Source organism: Solwaraspora sp. WMMD792 (assembly GCF_029626105.1).
Taxonomy (GTDB): Bacteria; Actinomycetota; Actinomycetes; order Mycobacteriales; family Micromonosporaceae; genus Micromonospora_E.
On record NZ_JARUBH010000009.1, the window covers coordinates 2487931 to 2506247 of the forward strand.

Consider the following 18317-nt stretch of genomic DNA (forward strand, 5'->3'; position numbering starts at 1 on the left):
ACTGGCACGGTTCACGGAAAGGCCTACCTCTGGTGGCAGACGTCGACACCCTGTGCCGACTGGTCGTCGTGGTGCCCTCGGGGCGGGTCGAGTTGGCGGTGCCGACCGACGTGGTGGTCGCCGAGTTGCTGCCGGCCGTGGTGCGCCTGGGCGGCGAGGAACTCGCCGAGGCGGGCATCCCGCACGGCGGCTGGACGCTGCAGCGGCTCGACGGCAGCCGGCTCGACGGGGAGCAGACGCTGCGCCAGGCGGGCCTGGTCGACGGCGAACAGCTGTACCTGCGGCCGTACTACGCCGAGATCCCTGCGGTGCACTTCGACGACATGGTCGACGGGGTGGTGACCACCATGGCCGACCGCCCCGACACCTGGCGGCCGGCATGGACCAGGGCGCTGCTGCTGGCCTGGGTGGGCGGCGCGCTCGTGCTGCTGCTGGCGCTGCTGGCCGGGGCAGGCCGGCCGGGGACGTTCGCGGCGCTGGCCGTCGGTGTGATCGGGCTCGGCGTGGCCACCGCGGTGGCCCGGGCCCGGGTGCATCCGGCGGCGGCCGGCGTGCTGGCCGCTGTCGGTACGGCGTACGTCGCGGTCGGGGTCACCGTCTTCGCGCCGGGCGCCGGGGCCGCTCTGCTGCTGGCCGGACTGGCGGTGGTGGCGGCGGCGCTGGTGGCGGTGCCAGCCGTCGGATCCCGTACCGCGCCGGTGTTCACCGCCGTGTGCCTGGCCGGCACCATGGCGGCGCTCGGCGGCGTCACCCTGCTGGTCGGGGCCACCGCCGCCGGCGCGGCGGCGATCGTCGCGGTGACCACCGTGGTGGTCGACTCGCTGCTGCCGGCCACCGCGTTCCGGCTGTCCGGGCTGCGGATGCCGATGCTGCCGACCGACGCCGGCCAGTTGGCCGACGAGGTCGACCCGTTGCCGGACACCGGTGTCCGGCGACGCACGGCCCGCGCCGACGTGTTCCTCAACTGGCTGTACCTGGCCAGCGGTACGGTGGCCGGTGCCTGCCTGTTCGTGCTGGCCGGGCAGGACGGCTGGTGGACGTTCGCCCTCACCGCGGTGCTCACGTTGCGGCTGCTGCTGCACGCCCTGGTGCTGCGGGCCCGCTGGCAGCGGCTGGCCGCCGTCGTACCGGGCAGCGGTGGAGTGGTGCTGATCCTGCTCGACCTGGTGGCGCGGACCGGTCAGGTCGGTTTCCTGGTGATCGTCGGCGTGCTGCTCGCCGTCTCGGCCGGGCTCGTCATGGCCAGCCACTACGTTCCCGGCCGACGGTTCGTGCCGTACTGGGGACGGGCGGCCGACCTGGCGCACACGGTGGCGGCCGCGGTGACGGTGCCGCTGATGCTCCAGGTGCTCGGCCTGTACGGCCTGATCCGCAGCGTGATGGGCTGACCCGTGCAGTCCCGGCGCGACCAGGTCCAGGCGCACATGTTCATGATGAGCCGGCTGTCGGCGGCGTTGCTGCGGTCGGCGCCGGACCACCCGGACCAGCCCACCGGGCGGTCGCTGCGGGGCATGGCCGGCGGGCTGGCGATCGCGTTCATCGTTGCGGTGCTGGTCACCATCGTGACCGTCCTGTTCCCGCCGGCCCGCGAGGTGAACTGGCGGGTCAACGGCGCGGTCGTGGTCGACCTCGACACCGGTGCCCGGTACCTGTACGCCAACGGCGTGCTGCATCCGGTGGCGAACCTGACGAGTCTGCAACTGCTGCTGGGCAACCAGCCGTCGGTGGTGACGGTCGGCGGCGCGGTACTGGCCGGCACCCCTCGCGGCGTACCGCTGGGGGTGGTCGGGGTGCCGGAGCGGTTGCCGGACGCCGCCGGGTTGAGCGTGGCGCCCTGGCTGGCCTGTGCGGGTCGCACCGGTCCGGGTGACGGTGCCGCACCACGGTTCACCCTGGAGGTCGCCGCGACCCGCGCGGTCGAGCCGCTCGGCGGTGACGCGGCGCTGGTCAGCGCGCCCGACGGCAGCGTCCACCTGCTGGTCGGCGAGACCCGGCACCTGATCGACGCGGACAGCGGCGCCCGGGAGGCGTTGGGGTACGGTGCCGCGACCGCGCGTCCGGTACCTGCCGAGTTCCTGCGGCTGTTGCCGGCCGGGCCCGACCTGACAGCGCCGGACGTGCCCGGACGGGGGTCGGCCGGGCCGACGCTGGCCGGCCGGGACACCCGCGTCGGCCAGTTGTTCAGCGGGCCGGGCGGCACGGCGTACCTGCTCACCTCCGACGGCCTGGCGCAGCTGACCCCGACGGTGCTGGCGTTGCTGATCGGTGACGCCCGCACCCAGGAGCAGGCGTACGACGGGGCCACCCCGGAGTTGGTGCCGCTCGGCGCGAGCGACGTCGCCGACCACCGCTCGGCTGCTCCGTTGGGGACCCGGATCGACGCGCTGCCGCCGGCGCCGCCCGCGCTGATCGACCTGGTCGGTGTGGACCTGTGTGCGAGCGTGTCGGCCGATCAGGAGCAGCCGACGCTGACCCTGGTCACCGCCGGGCCGCTGCCGGCCGCCTCGGGTGGTGTCCCGGACGGTGGCACGCTGCCGGTCGGTGTGGTGCCGGGGTGTGGCCAGGTGGACCAGGTGGCGGTCCGGGGAGACACCGGTGTGCTGCTGCAGACCGCCCCGACGGCCGACTGGTATCTGGTAGCCGACAACGGTGTGCGGTACCCGTTGGGCGCAGACGGCCCGGCCGGCGAGTTGGGCTACCGGGGAGTCCAGGTGGGACGGCTGCCGGCGGCCCTGGTCGATCTGCTGCCGACCGGCCCGCTGCTGGATCCGAAGGCGTACCGCGAGGGCGGAACGCCCGCCGCGCCCCGCCGACCCGACTGCGGCTGACCCACAGGATCAGCCGAGGTCGAACCGCTGGATCAGCGAAGGCGCTACCGCCGCCGTCAGCGGGCGGCCTCACCGCTGGCGGCCGAGTCGGCGCCCCAGGTGTTCTCCTCGCCCCGGATCGTGTCCTCCATTGTCGGCACCCGGGTCGCGGCGAGCCCTGCTTCGCGGGCATCCCCGACCGGCAGATCGCTGGCGGCGTCCTTGGCGGTACGGGCGGTGGCCGCCGACCGCTGCGGGTTGCCGGCCAGCACGTTCACGATGTCGTCGGCCGACATCGGCTGTTCCTCGACCGGCTCGGTCGGTTCCCACGGCCAGCCGCGCGGCTCGTCGCCCTTGCGCCGGCCCGCCTTGCTGCGTGCCTGGTCGATGTCCTCGCGCAACGGGTACGGGGTACGGCTGCGTGGCTGGTCCTGGCTGCCGCCACCGCCACCACCGCCACCACCGGGCGGTGGCATGTACGGCGGGTAGCCGCCCTCGCCGGTCGGGTTGCCGGCGGCACCTACCGGGCCGAACCCGGCGCCGACGGCAGCGGTCGGGGCGGTCGGGGACTGAGCTGACGGCTGGTCGTCAGCGGTCCCGCCCGGTGGGTCGACGACCCGGTCGCCGGCGGCGGGCAGCAGGGTGCCGGACCCGGACGGCGGGTCGGCGGTCCCGACCTCGGGCGGCGGGATCACCGTGCCGGACCCGGACGGCGGCAGCAGCGTCCCAGGGTCGGGGCGGGGCGTGTCCAGGCCGAAGTCGTCACGGCCGCCGACCAGGTCGGGGCGGGGAGTCGGGCTCGGCTGCGGCACGTTCGGCGGGAGGACCGTCCCGGGCGGGGAGACGCCGCCACCGGGGGTCAGCCAGTCCACCGGGGTGCGGGTGCCACCGTCGGTGACCAGGTCGTAACCACCCTGCCCGTCCGGCACCAACTCCAGGCCGTCGACCGTACGGCGGGTCCCGTCCGGGCTCACCAGGTCCACGCCGCCGTCACCGTTGGGCAGCAGCCGCACCCCGTCGTCGTCGCCCGGGGCGAGGTCGAAGTCACCGACCGGGGTGCGGGTGCCGCCGTCGGTGACCAGGTCGTAACTACCCTGTCCGTCCGGCACCAACTCAAGGCCTCCGACGGAGCGCTGCGTCCCGTCCGGGCCAACCAGGTTCAGTCCCCCGTCGCTGCCCGGCACCAGCCACATCGGGTTGCGGTCCTGCGCCAGGTCCCAGGGGGTCTGCAGGTCAGGCGGCAGGGTGTCGAATCCGCCGGCGGGGGGTTCGAGCCGGCCGACCTGGGACGGGCTGCGGGGCGGGTCGGTCACGATCGAGGATCCGGGCGGCACCACCACGGGTGCCCCGTCGGTGTCGCGTACCGACTGGCCGTCCGGACCCGTCACGGTGCCGTCCGGACCGATCCGGGAGCCGGGGGGCACGAGGACCCCGGCACCGTCGCTGTCGAGCACCGGACGGCCGTCCGGGCCGAGCACCGTGCCCTCCGGGTACTGCAGTTGCGGTGGCCCGTCGCCGCCGGGCGGCTGAAAGGACTGGGTGGGCAGCAGGACCGGGCCGGGGTTGACGGTGGCGAACTGCTGCGGCCCGCCCTCACCCCCGCCGAGGAGCTTCTCGTAGTCCTCCTTCTGCGAGGTCAGGTCGTTCTGAAGCCCGTCGATGACCCGCTCGTAGTCCTCCTGCATGCTGGTGACGGCGTTGCGCTGATCATCGCCCATGTTGTTGATGATCTCGTCGTACGACTCCTTCTGGGCCCGCAGATCGTCCTGGAGATCGTTGATGATCTGGTCGTAGTCGCCCTCCATTTTCTGCATCGCTTCGCGGTTGTCGTCGTTGTTCTGCGCCAGGATCTCTTCGAACTCCTCCTTCTGCGACCGCAGGTCGTTCTGGAGGTCGTCGATGATTCTCTCGTAGTCCTCGACCAGCTCGTCGATGGTCTCCTCGTAGTCCTCCTGGAGCCGCTCGATCTCGTTCTGGCCGTTGCCACCACCGGATCCGCTGCCGGTCGGTGGGATGAGCCGGACCTCCGGGTCGAACTTCGCGTCGGCGAACACCTCCGCGGAGGTGCCGTACTGGGTGCGGATGTTGTTGAGCACCGTCGTCCCGACCGGGTCGAGAAGCTCGGTCACCCGGTTCAACCAGCGCCTCTTCGCCTCGGCGTCGACAGCGTCCCACATCGCCTGACTGCGCGGGTCGTACCGGTCCTCCTTGAAGACCGGCTTGTCGTCCTCGATCCGGACCAGGTTGTCGACCCCGTCGTAGTGGTCGTGCAACGCGTCGAACACGTGGTACGACGGCTGCCACATCCCGTCGGAGGTGTAGAAGGCGCTGTGCCCGTCGTACAGGTCGTTGAGGGCCTTCTCCATGGCCAGCACACCGTCACCGATGGCACGCGGCACGGACGTACCGCTGCCCGGGTTGATCTCACTGTGCACGTCACGCAGCAGCTTTTCGAACTCCCGCAGCAGCGCGGAGAACTGCCCGGCCGCCGACCCTTCCCAGTGGGCGGAGTCGACGTTCAACTCCTCGGCGTACCGCTTGAACTCTCCCGCCCAGTGCTCGGCCCACTTGCCGACGCCGACGAGGACCGGCTCGGTGTTCCAGAAGGTCCGCCGGGACGCCACGTCGTTGGCGGCCGGGTTGTAGTTGATCAGCGGAGTCAGCGAGATGAACAACCGCTCGAAACGCCGAATCGGGCTGTCCTTCGGCATCGACAGGACCTGGTCGTCGATTTTGACGCCAGCGACGACATAGTCGTCCGGGTCGTACGTGGTGCTACTCAACCCGAACTGCGAGCCGTTGGGCGGGATCGGGCGATGCTGGACGCCCTCACCGGCGAAGAAGAAGACCGCGTAGGCGTTCAGATCCTTGTAGGTGAGCCCACGGGAGGCCGTTGGCGGCGCGTAGTTGATGACGAACGCGTCCCCGCCGGTCACCCACTTCGGCGATTCCGGGCCCGCGACGGCATCGCGGTAGGCGATCTCCGCGTCCGACGGCACGAACAGTGAGTTCGCCAGCTCCCACTTCTGATCGGTTGCTGGAACGCTGCCCTCGGCCACCTGAGTCGCCTCCCGCCTACTCGGCGGTTACCGGTACAGGCTCGGCGTCGGCTGCCAGACCTCACGCACCAGGTCGAGCATCTGGGCCTCGGTCAACGCGTCCTCGGCACCGACGTCGAGCGTCTCCTTGACCTGCAGGAAGTCGTCACGCAGCTTCTCGATGATGGTGAACAGCGCCTGGATGTTGCCCTTCGCGCTGTCGGCCATCGCCTTGAAGTTCGTCTCCACCTGACCGACCTCGGTCATCACCCGCTCGTTGCCGGCCAGCAGGATGGTGAACGGTGCGAGGTCCGCCGGCGCGGGCGGCTCTCCGGTGTAGGCCAGCAGCCGCCGCACGTCGTCGTTGTCCCGCACTTCGGCCAGGAACTCCTCGAAGCGTTCCCGGACGGTACCGCTGAGATACTGTTCGGTGACGGTGAAGGTCTCTTCGGCCACGGCTCAGACTCCCGCTGCTCAGACTCCCGCTGCGTACCGGATCAGCGGCCGACCGGTGCGAGGATGTCGTAGATCCCGTCGTCGGTGTCCCAGCTGGCTCCCGTGACACCAGCGCTGTCCTCACCGGAGTCGATGATCTGGCCGACGAAGCCGGTCTTCTCGCCGAGATCCTGGAACTTGATCATCACGTTGTTGTACGCGCTGATCCACTCATCGAGCTTCGCCTGGAAGACCGAGCTGGAGCCCGCCTGGTAGGTCGCCCGGATCTCGCCCTGGATCCGGTACGCGGTCTGCCCGGCGACGATCATGCTGCTGACGTGGTCGTCCAACGCCGCGATCGCGGTGGCGAACCCGGCGTCCTCCTTGTTGAAGTTCCCGTTCACAGTCGCGCCCCACCTTTCCGTCGACACCGGGTCCACACCGCCGACCACACGACGGACCCCGGCTGCACAGCACCCGCTGGAGCCAGCGTTGCGGCTCGGGCCGACAGCGGCAATAGCGGAATCCCTAGATCCCGCAGGTCCGGTAGGACTTGCGCGGGGTCACCGAGTGCAACGATGATCGGCGAACCAGATCCGGCCCGGCAGGTGACGGGCGGGTTCGACAGCCCACGTCCTGATTTGAGATCATCGATCCTCGTGGAGACCGCTCAAGACCGCCCGTCCGCCCCCCAGCCCTCGCTGTGGCGGTTCCTGCGGCACGAATGGACCTTGGCCGTGCTCGGCGGACTACTCTTCGCAGTGGTGCTGACCTGGCCCACCCTGCGCCACCCCGCCAGCACCATCCCCGGCGACATCGCCGACCCCACCCTGCAGGCCTGGCAGGTCGCCTGGGGAGGGCATGCCCTGTTGACCGACCCGACCGGGCTCTGGCACTCCAACACGTTCTTCCCTGAGCGCTACACCTACGCCTACAGCGACACGCTGCTCGGCTACGCACCGGCCGGGATGATCGGCTCCGGCTTCGAAGCCGCGCTGATCCGCTACAACATCCTGTACGTGCTGCTGTACGCGTTGGCGTTCATCGGCGCGTACGCCCTGATCCGGCAGCTCGGCGCGGGCCGGATCGGCGCGGCGGTGGCCGGGGTCGCGTGGGCCTTCGCCCCCTGGCGGCTGGCCCACTCCGGGCACATGAACATCCTCTCCACCGGTGGGATCGCGCTGTGTCTGGCGATGCTCGCCCGTGGCCACGGCTGGTCGTTGCGGCACGGCTACCGCCCCGAACGGCGCAGACCGGGCTGGGCCCTCGCCGGCTGGCTGGTGGCCGCCTGGCAGATCAGCCTCGGCTTCGGCATCGGGCTGCCGTTGGTCTACTTCCTGCTCGCCGCCGGGGTCGTCGCCGCCGGCGGCTACGGGATCTCCTGGTGGCGGCACCGCCGCCGCCCACCGTTCGGCCGACGACTGCTCGCGGCCGACGCGCTCGGCGGGGTGATCTTCGGCGCGGTCACCCTCACGATCGCGGCGGCCTACTTCCGCGTCGTCGAGCTCAACCCGCAGGCGGAGCGGAGCCTGGCCTGGACCGAGATGTTCTCCCCGCCGGTGGTCGGCCTGATCACCGCACCCGCCGAGTCCTGGCTGTGGGGGGAACGGCACGCCGCCACCCGGGAGCAGATCTTCTGGCCGCCGGAGATGACGCTGCTGCCCGGGGTGACGCTGATCGCCCTGGCCGCCGCAGGCCTGGTCGTCTCGTCGTTTCGGATCCGGCACCGGGTGGCGCTCGCCGCCGGAGTCATCGGCACGGCGCTGCTCGCCCTCGGTGCCACGCTCGGCGGCGACGGCGACCCCGGCTACCTGACGCTGTCCAAGCACCTGCCGGGCTGGGACGCGCTGCGCACCCCGGGGCGGATGATGATCTGGACCAGCCTGCTGCTCGCGGTCCTGGCCGCCGGGGCGCTCACCGCCGCGGCCACGGCACTGCGCCGGGCCGCCGCCGGATGGCCGCAGTGGTCCCGGCAGGCCGTCGGTGCCGTACTGGCGATCCCGCTGGCGCTGGTGGTGGTCGAGGGGATGAACCGGACCGCCCATCCGCAGGTGCCCACCCCACCGGCCGCCTGGGACCAGGTCACCGGGCCGGTGCTGGTGCTGCCCAGCGACGCCGGCGCGTTCGAGCTGAACGTCATGCTGTGGACCACTGAGGGAGACTTCCCGCAGGTCGCCAACGGTCTGGCCGGTTTCGTCCCGGCCAGCCAGGAGCAGACCCGGGCGGTCACCGCGTTCTTCCCCGACCCGGCGAGCGTCGAATACCTGCGTGACCTGGGGGTGCGTACGGTGCTGGTGATGCCGGACCGGCTGATCGGCACACCGTGGGACGGGGTCGCCCAACGTCCGGTCGACGGGTTGGGCATCACCCGTGAGGAGATCGACGGTGTCCTCGTCTACCGGCTCGACTGACCGTCCCGGGCCAGCGGCCGGTCGGCCGCTGCGGCTGTCGGTCGTGGTCCCCTGCTTCAACGAGGACGCCTCGCTGGCCCGGCTGCACACCGCGGTGACCGCCGCCGTGACGGCGCTCGACGACGTCGAGGTCGAGTACGTCTACGTCGACGACGGCAGCACCGACGGCACCTTGGCCGAGTTGCGCCGACTGGCCGCCGCCGACCCGGCCGTCCGGTATCTCGCGCTGAGCCGCAACTTCGGCAAGGAGTCGGCGATGCTCGCCGGGTTGGACCGGGCCAGCGGGGATGCCGTCATCGTGATGGACGCCGACCTGCAGCACCCTCCACGCCTGCTGCCCGATATGGTCGCCCTGTACCGGCAGGGGTACGACCAGGTCATCGCGTGCCGCGACCGACGGGGTGACCGGTTCGTCCGTACCGTCGCGTCGCGGACGTTCTACCGGCTGATGAACCGCTGGGTGGACGTGCAACTGCTCGACGGTGCGGGCGACTTCCGGTTGCTCTCCCGCCGGGCGGTCGACGCGCTGCGGGCCATGCCCGAATACAACCGGTTCTCCAAGGGCCTCTACTCGTGGATCGGGTTCAACACGGTCGTCTTCGCCTACCCGAACGAGGCCCGCGCCGACGGCGGCAGCCGCTGGAGTTTCCGGTCTTTGTTGAACTACGCGTTCGATGGGCTGCTGTCGTTCAACGACCGGCCGCTACGGTCGGCGATCTACGCCGGCATGGGGCTCACGTTCGTCGCCGTGGCGTATGCGGCCTGGGTGGTCGCGGCGGCGCTGATCCGGGGAATCGACGCCCCCGGCTACACCACGATCATCGTCAGCGTCATCGGTCTCGGCGGCATTCAAATGATGATCCTCGGCGTGATCGGCGAGTACATCGGCCGGATCTACTACGAGACGAAGCGCCGCCCCCGTTACCTGGTCATGGAGTCCGAAGGGGCCGACGGTACGCCGCAGGTGCCGACGCCTCGGCGGGAGACGGCCGTCCCCGGCCCGGCGGCCGACGCGGAATGATCCGGCGGGCACCGTCGTTGTGCATGGTCGCGCCACGCACTCCGGCCCGCCACCGCCAAGCGGCAGCCAGGCTTCGGCCCGCCGGCCGCTAGGCGGCAGTCAGGCTCCGGGCCCGGCCGGGCAGCCCCGGTCGGTGGACCCGGTCGGGAATCGTCGGCGGGTCGGCATGGTTGTACATGGTCACGGCGCGCAGCAGCGCACCCGCGCCCCACCCCCCTTCGGGGCGTGCCGGAGCCGCCGCGAGCCGACATCGCACGTCTGAGATCCCGTACCACCCGGATGACCGTTTACCGCGCACCCGCCCGCCCGTGACAGGTGTGGTGTGCCCCCTCGGCAAACGGAAGGTGGACCCCCATGACCACGATCATCACCCGCACCCTGCGTACCAGCCTGCGGACCACCGCCCTCGGCATCGCCGGGCTGACCCTGGCCGGCGGCGCAATCGCCGCCCCCGCCCTGGCCGCCGACCACGCCCCCACCGCCCTCGCCGCACCCGTGGCCGCCGCCAGCAGCGACAGCGTCGACACCGACAAGCTGACCCCGCACGGCGTGCAGGGCGAGCAGTCCCGCATCACCCTGTCCGGCGAGCAGACCGACAACGTCAAGGGCATCATCGCCGCGACGAAGAAGGCCGGCATGGACGAGCGGGCCGCCGTGGTCGCCATCGCCACCGCCCTGCAGGAATCCAAGCTGGAGAACCTCGGCCACCTCGGTGACCGCAACGACCACGACTCGCAGGGCCTGTTCCAGCAGCGCCCCTCCTCCGGCTGGGGCACCGTCGAGCAGATCACCGACGTCGAGTACTCCACCACCGCGTTCCTCAACGGGCTCAAAGCCGTCGACGGCTGGCAGGACATGCCACTGACCGACGCCGCCCAGACCGTCCAGGTATCGGCGTACCCGGACCACTACGCCCAGTGGGAGACCCAGGCCGCCGAACTCGTCGCCCAGCACTGGAACAGCTGACCCGAAACACCACAAACTCAGCGCGAGGGCCGGACCCCGTACCCCGGGGCCCGGCCCTCGACGCATGCCCAGGTCAGGTCAGGTCAGCCGGCCGCAGCCGCCGTCCGGTATCGGGCGGCGAGGTCGGCGGCGCCGACGGTGGTGAGCCGGCCGAACAGCCGCAGCCGGGCCATCCCACCGTCGGGATGGATGTCCAGCCGGACGTGACTGACCGGGCGCGGCCGGTCCAGCCGGAACCGGTGCCGGGTGTCCGGCTGCAACGGGGTCAACGGCAGCAGCTCGGGCCAGTCGGTGGAGTCGACGCCGGAGCCGCCGTCGAGGGCCGGGTCGGTGCCGGTGAGGTCCGTGCCGAGCAGCCGGGCCGCCGCCGGCGCGTTGCCCTTGAAGTGGCTGGTGTCCAGCTCGACGAACTCGACGACGCCGACGGCACAGAGCCGGACCTGGACCCAGTCGTTGCCGTCGTCGCGGCGGCGGGCGGTCTCCCAGCCCTCGCCCATCGTGCGGGCCGGCCCGGGTAGCAGCAGCTGCTGCGGGGATCCGTAGAACCGGTCGCTGCACGCCTCGACCCGGCCACCGTGCTCGACCGCGGCAAGGTCGAGCACCTCGGTCAGCAGATCCGGGTCGGGCACCGGCTCGCCGTACACCCGCAGCCGGGCGACCCCCCCGTCGGGAAAGATCGTCAACCGTACGTGGGTCTGCCGTGCCGGCACGTCGACCGGGACGACCAGCTGGCTGTCCCCGGCCAGCGCGGTGCGGGGCACCAGTGGTGTCCACCGCGCCGCGGCGAGTTCCTGCGGCCCGGGATAGCCCAGGAGGCAGCAACCGTCCACCGCCGCGTACGGCGGGTAGTTGCCGGTGAAGTGCGCGGTGTCAATCAGCACGGCGCGGACCACCCCCGGGGCACCGAGCCTGACGATGGCGTGGTCCGCGCCGGGTAGCCGCCGGCGGCGGGTTTCCCAACCGTCGTACACCTGGCCCTTCGCCCCGAAGGTGCCGGCGGCGAAGACCGGCGGGCGCGGGTCGACCAAATTGTCGGCGGCGGCGAAGAACTCGTCGTTGGCGGCGACCACTCCCCCGCCGAGGGCACGGGACGCCAGGTCGGGCAGTCGGGTCGGGTCGGATCCGTCCGGCGGACCCGGCGGTGGCGTGGATACGTGACTACCGGTCAACGGTCCCCTCTCGCGACAACAGGCGGCCGCGCGGCGCGTCCGGGGTGACCGGCGCGCCGCGCAGCCAGGTGGCCCGGACGATGCCGGTCAGGCGTCGTCCGGCGTACGGGGTGATCGGATGACGTTGCCGCAGCCGGGCGGGGTCGACGTGGTAGCTCGGTGCCGGGTCGAAGGCGACCAGGTCGGCGTCGGCGCCGACGGCGAGCCGGCCCTTGGTGGGCAGCCCCACCAGGTCGGCCGGCCCCTGGCACATCCACCGGACCACGTCGCCGAGACCGAACCCGCGCCGACGGGCCTCGGTCCAGACCGCCGGCAGCCCCATCTGCACCGAGGCGATGCCGCCCCAGGCGGCGGCGAAGTCCCCGGTGTCGGGTGCCTTCAGCGCGGGCGGGCAGGGGGAATGGTCGGAGACCACACACGAGATGGTGCCGTCGGCCAGGGCTGCCCACAGCGCGTCCTGGTTGTCGCGTTGCCGGATCGGCGGGCAGCACTTGAACTCGGTGGCCCCGTCCGGGATCTCCTCGGCGGCCAGGGTCAGGTAGTGCGGGCAGGTCTCGGCGGTGACCGGCACCCCGGCCCGCCGGGCCGCAGCCAGCACCGGTACCGCTCCGGCGGCGGACAGGTGCAGGATGTGCAGTCGGGCGCCGACCCGACGGGCGACGTCGATGGCCGCCGTGACCGCCTCGATCTCCGCGGCCGGCGGTCGGCTGGCGAGGAAGTCCCGGTAGCGGGTCGAGGAGGCGGCGGCCATGAGCTGGTCGGGTTGTTCGGCGTGCACCACGAACAGGGCGGGTACGGCCGCCAACGCGGCGGCGAGCTGACCGGTGTCCAGTGGGGGGAACTCCGGCACCCCGGAGTCGGCGAGGAACGCCTTGAACCCGAAGACCCCGGCGGCGTACAGGTCGGGCATCACCTGCTGGTTGCCGGGGACCGCGCCGCCCCAGAAGCCGACGTCGACATGGCACTGCCCGGCGGCGGCCCGCCGTTTGACGGCCAGCGCGGCCGGGTCGACAGTCGGCGGAAGGCTGTTCAACGGCATGTCGACGATGGTGGTGACTCCGCCGGAGGCGGCGGCCAGGGTGGCAGTGGCGAATCCTTCCCATTCGGTACGGCCGGGTTCGTTGACGTGCACGTGGGTGTCGACGAGTCCGGGCAGCAGCGCGACGTTGCCGAGGTCGCTGTCGACCGTCGCCGGCACGTGTTCCCGGTAGTCGGCGACGGCGACGATCCGACCGTCGCCGACGGCGATTGCGGCCGGACGCTCACCGTCGGGCAGCACCGTGCGGCGGGACCGCAGTACCAGATCAACGGGCATGGTCGGTGGGCTCCTCACCGGACGCGGTCGGTGGGTGGGCGGTCGGCGCGGCATCTCCAGCGGCGGTCGGCACAGCCTCAGTGGCGCCCGGACCGGCCAGGGTGGTCAGTACGGTGCGGTCGAAACCGGCGTCGGCCGGGTCGACAGCGCCGCAGTCCAGCCCGCGCAGCAGGAAACGGGCCAGCGCCCGGGCGGTCGCCGGCTCGTCGAGGATTCCGCCGGACCGGCGGGCGAGGTAGGCGTCGAGCCGCCGGACGGTCTGCGCCCGGCCGGCACGGTAGAAGGCGTAGGTCGCCGCGAACCGGGTCGGCAACTGGTGCGGGTGCAGGTCCCAGCCCTGGTAGAAGCCGCGTTCCAGGGATCTGCGGACCAGGCCGGCGTGGCGCTGCCAGGCAGACCGCACCGTCTCGGTGTCGCCGACCGGCAGGATGTTGGTGGAGCCGTCGCTGAGCGGTACACCGGTGCCGGCGGCGGCCACCTGCATGACGGCTTTCGCGTGGTCGGAACTTGGATGGTCCATACTCAGGTAATCGGCGGCGACGCCGCAGGCGGTTCCATAGTCGTAGGTGCCGAAGTGTAGTCCGGCACACCGTCCGGCTGACTCACCGATCAGCCGGGCGACGGTCGCTGTGCCATCGCCGGCCAGCACCGCCGCCGGCGTCTCGATCTGGATCTCGAACCGCAGCGCCCCGTCCAGCAGCCCGTACGCCTGCTCCAGCCGGACGCAGACGTCGACCATCGCGGCGACCTGGGCCGGGTGGCTCACCTTCGGCAGGGTGACCACGAAGCCGTCGGGCGGCCCAGCGCAGGCGTCCAGAAAAAGGTCGAGGCTGCGCACCGCCCGCCGCCGGGTGGCCGCCTCCAGAGACTTGATCCGTACCCCGACGCGGGGTGGACCGACGCCGGCCGCACGTGCCTCGGTCAGCGCGCGCGCAGCGGCCCGCAGGTCGGCGTCCTCGGTGGCGTCGTCGCGGACACCGTACCCGTCCTCGACGTCGATGCGCAGGTCCTCGACCGGCTCGCGGGCCAGTTTGGCGCGGACCCGTCGGTCCAGTTCGGCCGGGTACGGAGCCGGCGGATGGGCGTCCAGCGCGGCCAACGCCGCCGCGCCCCAGGTCGGCACCAGATCGACGGTGATCCGGTCGGCGGGCACGTACACGGTGTGCACCGGCTGGCGCCCCGGCGTCTCACCCGGGTAGCGGGCCCGCAGCGCGGTGTCGACGTCGGCGAGCCGGTCGTCCAACGCGGCGTACACCGCCGGGTCGAGCCGGGCCATCAGTCGATCAGCCGGTACGCCGGCAGGGTCAGGAAGTCGACGTAGTCGGCACCGAGAGCGACCTCCTCGAACAACGCCCGGGCCTGCGGGAACCGGCTCGCCGCCCAGTCCGGTTCGGTCAGCGCGGCGTGGATCGCCGCGAGTTCGGCGTCGCCGATGGCCCGGACCAGGTCGGCGGTCACCAGGGTGCCGTCGGGCAGCCGTACCCCGTTGCGAATCCACTGCCAGATCTGCGACCGGGAGATTTCGGCGGTGGCCGCGTCCTCCATCAGGTTGTCGATCGCCACCGCGCCGTTGCCGCGCAGCCAGGCCTCCAGGTAGCGCACCGCGACGGCGACGTTCGCGCGCAGCCCGGCCTCGGTCACGGCACCGCCGGTGGCGGCGACGTCCAGTAGCTGCGCGGCGGTGACCGCCACGTCCGGGCGTTGCCGGTCGAGCTGGTTGGGCCGGTCACCGAGGGCCTCGTCGAAGACCTCCCGGCAGGCCGGCACCAGGTCGGGGTGGGCGACCCAGGACCCGTCGAAGCCGTCGGCGGCCTCCCGACGTTTGTCGGCCCGGACCTGGTCGACGGCGCGGGCGGTGACGTCGGCGTCCCGCCGGTTGGGGATGAACGCCGACATGCCGCCGATCGCCATCGCACCCCGCCGGTGGCAGGTGGCGACCAGCAGTTCGGTGTAGGCGCGCATGAACGGCGCGGTCATGGTGACCGCCGCGCGGTCCGGCAGCACGAACCGCTCGCCGGCGTCACGGAAGTTCTTGATGATGCTGAACAGGTAGTCCCACCGGCCGGCGTTGAGCCCGGCGGCGTACGAGCCGAGCGCCCACAGGATCTCGTCCATCTCGAACGCGGCGGTGATCGTCTCGATCAGCACGGTGGCCCGGATGCTTCCGGCCGGCAGGCCGAGCGCCTGCTCGGTGTGAACGAACACGTCGTGCCACAGCGCTGCCTCCTCGTGGCTCTCCGTCTTGGCCAGGTAGAGGTAGGGGCCGCTGCCCCGGCGCAGCAGTTCGGCGGCGTTGTGGAAAAGGTAGAGACCGGCGTCGACCAGCGCGCCGACGGCCGGCGCGCCGTCGATGACGAGGTGCCGCTCGTCGAGGTGCCAGCCACGGGGCCGGACCACGATGGTCGGGTACGGTCCCGGGCCGAGCCGGTAGGTCTTCGTCTCGGTCCGCAGCTCGATGGTGCGCCGCACGGCGTCGGCGAGGTTGCGTTGCCCGTCGATCACGTTCGCCCAGTGTGGGGTGTTCGCGTCCTCCAGGTCGGCCAGCCAGACCCGGGCACCGGAGTTCAACGCGTTGACGGTCATCTTCCGGTCGGTGGGACCGGTGATCTCGACCCGCCGGTCGGCCAGGTCGGGCGGGGGCGGCGGCACCGTCCAGCTGCCGGCCCGGACCGGCGCGGTGTCGGGGCGGAAGTCCAACCGGCCGGTGCGGGCGATGTCGGCCCGGCGGCGACCACGGGCGGCGAGCAGCTCGGCCCGGCGGCCGGCGAACCGGCGGTGCAGTCCGGTGAGGAAGGCCACCGCGTCGCCGGTCAGCACGTCCCCGGTGGCCGCCGGCCGGCCGGCCGGGGCCGAAACGGTCACGGCGGCTGGCGGCGGGTCGACCTGGCTGCGGGGCATCAGAGGTCACTCCTGTTCGATGGGACCGGGGACATCAGGGTCCGGTGCGTACGGGCGGCCTCGCGGGCCAGGTCGGCGGCGTCGGCGGTACGCAGCTCGCCGCGTTCGACGACCGGCCGGCCGCCGACCAGCAGCAGCTCCACCGGGGCGGGTGGGCCGAGCACCAGCGCGGCGACCGGGTCGTCGATGCCGGCATGGCCCAGCCCGTCGACCCGCCACAGCGCGACGTCGGCGAGCTTGCCCACCTCCAGCGAGCCGATCTCGGCCGCCCGGCCCAGGCAACGTGCGCCGCCGATGGTGCCCAGCGCGAGGGCGTCGCGGGCGGTCAGCGCGGCGGGTCCGCCGCGCAGCCGGGCCGCGTACAGCGACTGGCGCAGCTCCGCACCGAGGTGGCCGACCTCCTGACTGGCGGAACCGTCGACGCCCAGGCCGACCGGTACGCCGGCGGCGAGCAGGTCGGTCACCCGGGCGGTGCCGGCCCCGAGCCGGGCGTTCGAGCTGGGACAGTGCGCGACGCCGGTGCCGGTGGCGCCGAGCCGGGTCACCGCCGCGTCGTCGAGGTGTACGCCGTGCGCCAGCCACACGTCGTCGCCGAGCCAGCCGAGCTGTTCGGCGTACTGCACCGGGGTGCAGCCGTGCGTGGTCCGGCAGTACTCCTCCTCCTCGACGGTCTCGGCGAGGTGGGTGTGCAGCCGGACCCCCCGGCGGCGGGCCAGTTCGGCCGACTCGCGCATCAGCCGGGGGGTGACCGAGAACGGCGAGCACGGGGCGACGGCGACCCGCAGCATCGACTCCGGAGCCGGGTCGTGCCAACGGTCGATCGCCGCCTCGGTGGCGGCCAACGCGGCGTCCGTGTCCTCCACCGTGGAGTCCGGCGGCAGTCCGCCGGCCGACCGGCCGAGGTCCATCGAACCCCGGCAGGGATGAAACCGCAGCCCGATCCGGCGCGCGGCGGCGATCTCGGCGGCGAACAGGTCACCGCCGTCGCGAGGGAAGACGTAGTGGTGGTCGGTGCTGGTGGTGCAGCCGGACAGCGCCAGCCAGCCGAGGTTGGCCGCGGCGGCGGCGTGCACCGTGTCGGCGTCCATCCGGGACCAGACCGGGTAGAGGGTGGTCAGCCAGCCGAACAGGTTTTGCTGCTGGGCCAGGCCACGGGTGGCCCACTGGTAGAGGTGGTGGTGGGTGTTGACCAGGCCGGGGGTGGCCAGGCAGCCGGTACCGTCGACCCGGCGTACCCGGCGCGGGTCCCCGCCGGTGAGCGCGTCGAGCAGGCCGGCGGGCACGTCGCCGGGGCCGACGGCGGCGATCCGACCGTCGTCGCCGACGACGAGATGCCCGTTGCGGTGCTCGGTGCCGGCGACGTCGACCGTGGCGACGGCGGTGCCGGTGACGACGATCACCACTGCCCCAGCTCCGGCGGCGCGTCGTCGCGGGTGACGGTGCCCTCGATCAGCCCGTACGGCCGGTCGGCGGCGACGAAGACGCTGTTCGGGTTGTCCAGGTCGAACGGGCTCAGGTCGACCAGCAGGTGGTGCTTGTTCGGCAGGGCCAGCCGCACTTCCACCACGTCGGGCCGGTCGGTCAGCACCCGCTCACCCATCGCGTACAGCGTCTGCTGCAGGGACCGGCTGTAGGTGCCGACGAACGCGTCGACCAGCGCCTGGCGTACCGCCGCGTGGGCGACGTCGAAGCCGCCGGGCGGCGCGGTGCCGGCGTAGCGCCACCGGGCGTCCACCGCGGTGGCGAGGATCCGGTCGTCGGTCTCCGGCAGGGTGGTGTACGGGTCGACCACGTAGCCCCGGAATTCCGAGTCGGTGGAGTTGAGCAGGACCAGGTCGGACAGGCCGGCGATCACCTCCGCCCGGTCGCCGTCGTAGCGGACCGTGACGGTACGGGTGGACCCGCCGTCGCGTTCGAACGAGTGCGGCCCGAGCCGTCGCCAGTCGTACTGCTCGATGTCGACGCGGGCCCGGGTGATGCCGGGCTGGCTGTCCACGAAGTGCCGGGCCAGCAGCACGGCGAAGTCCTCGGCGCTGGCGATACCGTGGCGACGGGCGAACGCGTACACCGTGTTCTTCTGCGTGTCGGTCGGCAGCACCTGGCTGTTGTCGCCGGTGAGGTGGGTGGCGGCGAGGTCACCGGCGAGCGCGACGGAGACGTTGAGGTCGCGCAGGCTGTGCCGGTCGCCGTCGCGGTCCACCCGGACCACCCGGGTCTGTGCCTTGCCGTACCGGTTCGGCCCCAGAACGATTCCCAT

At 72.4% G+C, this 18317-nt stretch carries 14 protein-coding genes; 5 read left to right on the forward strand and 9 right to left on the reverse strand.

The genetic code is table 11. The features are described from left to right. Window positions 1-32 precede the first annotated feature (32 nt). The gene (eccD, locus tag O7629_RS12665; RefSeq protein ID WP_278169378.1) at window positions 33-1388 is read left to right on the forward strand and encodes a type VII secretion integral membrane protein EccD; all 1356 of its coding nucleotides are present in this window, start codon (window positions 33-35) and stop codon (window positions 1386-1388) included. A 3-nt stretch (window positions 1389-1391) separates the two neighbouring features. Further along, window positions 1392-2828 (forward strand): type VII secretion protein EccB, encoded by a 1437-nt coding sequence (gene eccB, locus O7629_RS12670; protein ID WP_278169379.1) that lies wholly within the window; start codon window positions 1392-1394, stop codon window positions 2826-2828. Window positions 2829-2884: 56 nt separating this feature from the next. On the opposite strand, the gene O7629_RS12675 is transcribed toward eccB, so the two are convergent. The 3 genes from O7629_RS12675 to O7629_RS12685 are packed head-to-tail and all read right to left on the reverse strand — an operon-like array spanning window position 2885 to window position 6684. Then, window positions 2885-5866 carry a hypothetical protein gene (locus tag O7629_RS12675; RefSeq protein ID WP_278169380.1) on the reverse strand — a complete coding sequence of 994 codons (2982 nt, stop codon included), beginning with the start codon at window positions 5864-5866 and terminating at the stop codon, window positions 2885-2887. 27 nt (window positions 5867-5893) lie between these two features. After that, window positions 5894-6301: a hypothetical protein gene (locus O7629_RS12680; protein ID WP_278169381.1), complete on the reverse strand. Its 408-nt coding sequence runs from the start codon at window positions 6299-6301 to the stop codon at window positions 5894-5896. Window positions 6302-6342: 41 nt separating this feature from the next. Further along, entirely contained in the window at window positions 6343-6684 is a 342-nt protein-coding gene (locus O7629_RS12685; protein ID WP_278169382.1) for a hypothetical protein, read from the reverse strand. 255 nt (window positions 6685-6939) lie between these two features. On the opposite strand from O7629_RS12685, the gene O7629_RS12690 reads away from it, so the two are divergent. From O7629_RS12690 to O7629_RS12700, 3 genes are all read left to right on the forward strand, one after another. Then, the gene (locus O7629_RS12690) at window positions 6940-8691 is read left to right on the forward strand and encodes a hypothetical protein (protein ID WP_278169383.1); all 1752 of its coding nucleotides are present in this window, start codon (window positions 6940-6942) and stop codon (window positions 8689-8691) included. 28 nt (window positions 8692-8719) lie between these two features. Continuing rightward, window positions 8720-9712 carry a glycosyltransferase family 2 protein gene (locus O7629_RS12695; RefSeq protein WP_347403728.1) on the forward strand — a complete coding sequence of 331 codons (993 nt, stop codon included), beginning with the start codon at window positions 8720-8722 and terminating at the stop codon, window positions 9710-9712. Between the two features lie 378 nt (window positions 9713-10090). After that, complete coding sequence (locus tag O7629_RS12700) at window positions 10091-10678, forward strand: hypothetical protein (RefSeq protein WP_278174512.1); 588 nt, start codon at window positions 10091-10093, stop codon at window positions 10676-10678. Window positions 10679-10761: 83 nt separating this feature from the next. On the opposite strand, the gene alc is transcribed toward O7629_RS12700, so the two are convergent. Genes alc through pucL form a run of 6 tightly spaced genes read right to left on the reverse strand, consistent with a single transcriptional unit; the run spans window position 10762 to window position 18317 of the window. Next, window positions 10762-11847 carry an allantoicase gene (alc, locus tag O7629_RS12705; RefSeq protein WP_278169385.1) on the reverse strand — a complete coding sequence of 362 codons (1086 nt, stop codon included), beginning with the start codon at window positions 11845-11847 and terminating at the stop codon, window positions 10762-10764. Next, entirely contained in the window at window positions 11837-13162 is a 1326-nt protein-coding gene (allB, locus tag O7629_RS12710) for an allantoinase AllB (RefSeq protein WP_278169386.1), read from the reverse strand. The genes alc and allB overlap by 11 nt, the downstream gene beginning before the upstream one ends. Continuing rightward, the gene (locus O7629_RS12715) at window positions 13152-14438 is read right to left on the reverse strand and encodes an aldolase/citrate lyase family protein (RefSeq protein ID WP_278169387.1); all 1287 of its coding nucleotides are present in this window, start codon (window positions 14436-14438) and stop codon (window positions 13152-13154) included. The genes allB and O7629_RS12715 overlap by 11 nt, the downstream gene beginning before the upstream one ends. Continuing rightward, window positions 14438-16060 (reverse strand): malate synthase A, encoded by a 1623-nt coding sequence (aceB, locus tag O7629_RS12720; RefSeq protein ID WP_278169388.1) that lies wholly within the window; start codon window positions 16058-16060, stop codon window positions 14438-14440. Before aceB ends, O7629_RS12715 begins: the two co-directional genes overlap by 1 nt. Continuing rightward, window positions 16060-17463, reverse strand: a complete 1404-nt coding sequence (locus O7629_RS12725; RefSeq protein WP_278169389.1) for an 8-oxoguanine deaminase — start codon at window positions 17461-17463, stop codon at window positions 16060-16062. The genes aceB and O7629_RS12725 overlap by 1 nt, the downstream gene beginning before the upstream one ends. Next, window positions 17457-18317 carry a factor-independent urate hydroxylase gene (gene pucL / locus O7629_RS12730; RefSeq protein WP_278169390.1) on the reverse strand — a complete coding sequence of 287 codons (861 nt, stop codon included), beginning with the start codon at window positions 18315-18317 and terminating at the stop codon, window positions 17457-17459. Before pucL ends, O7629_RS12725 begins: the two co-directional genes overlap by 7 nt.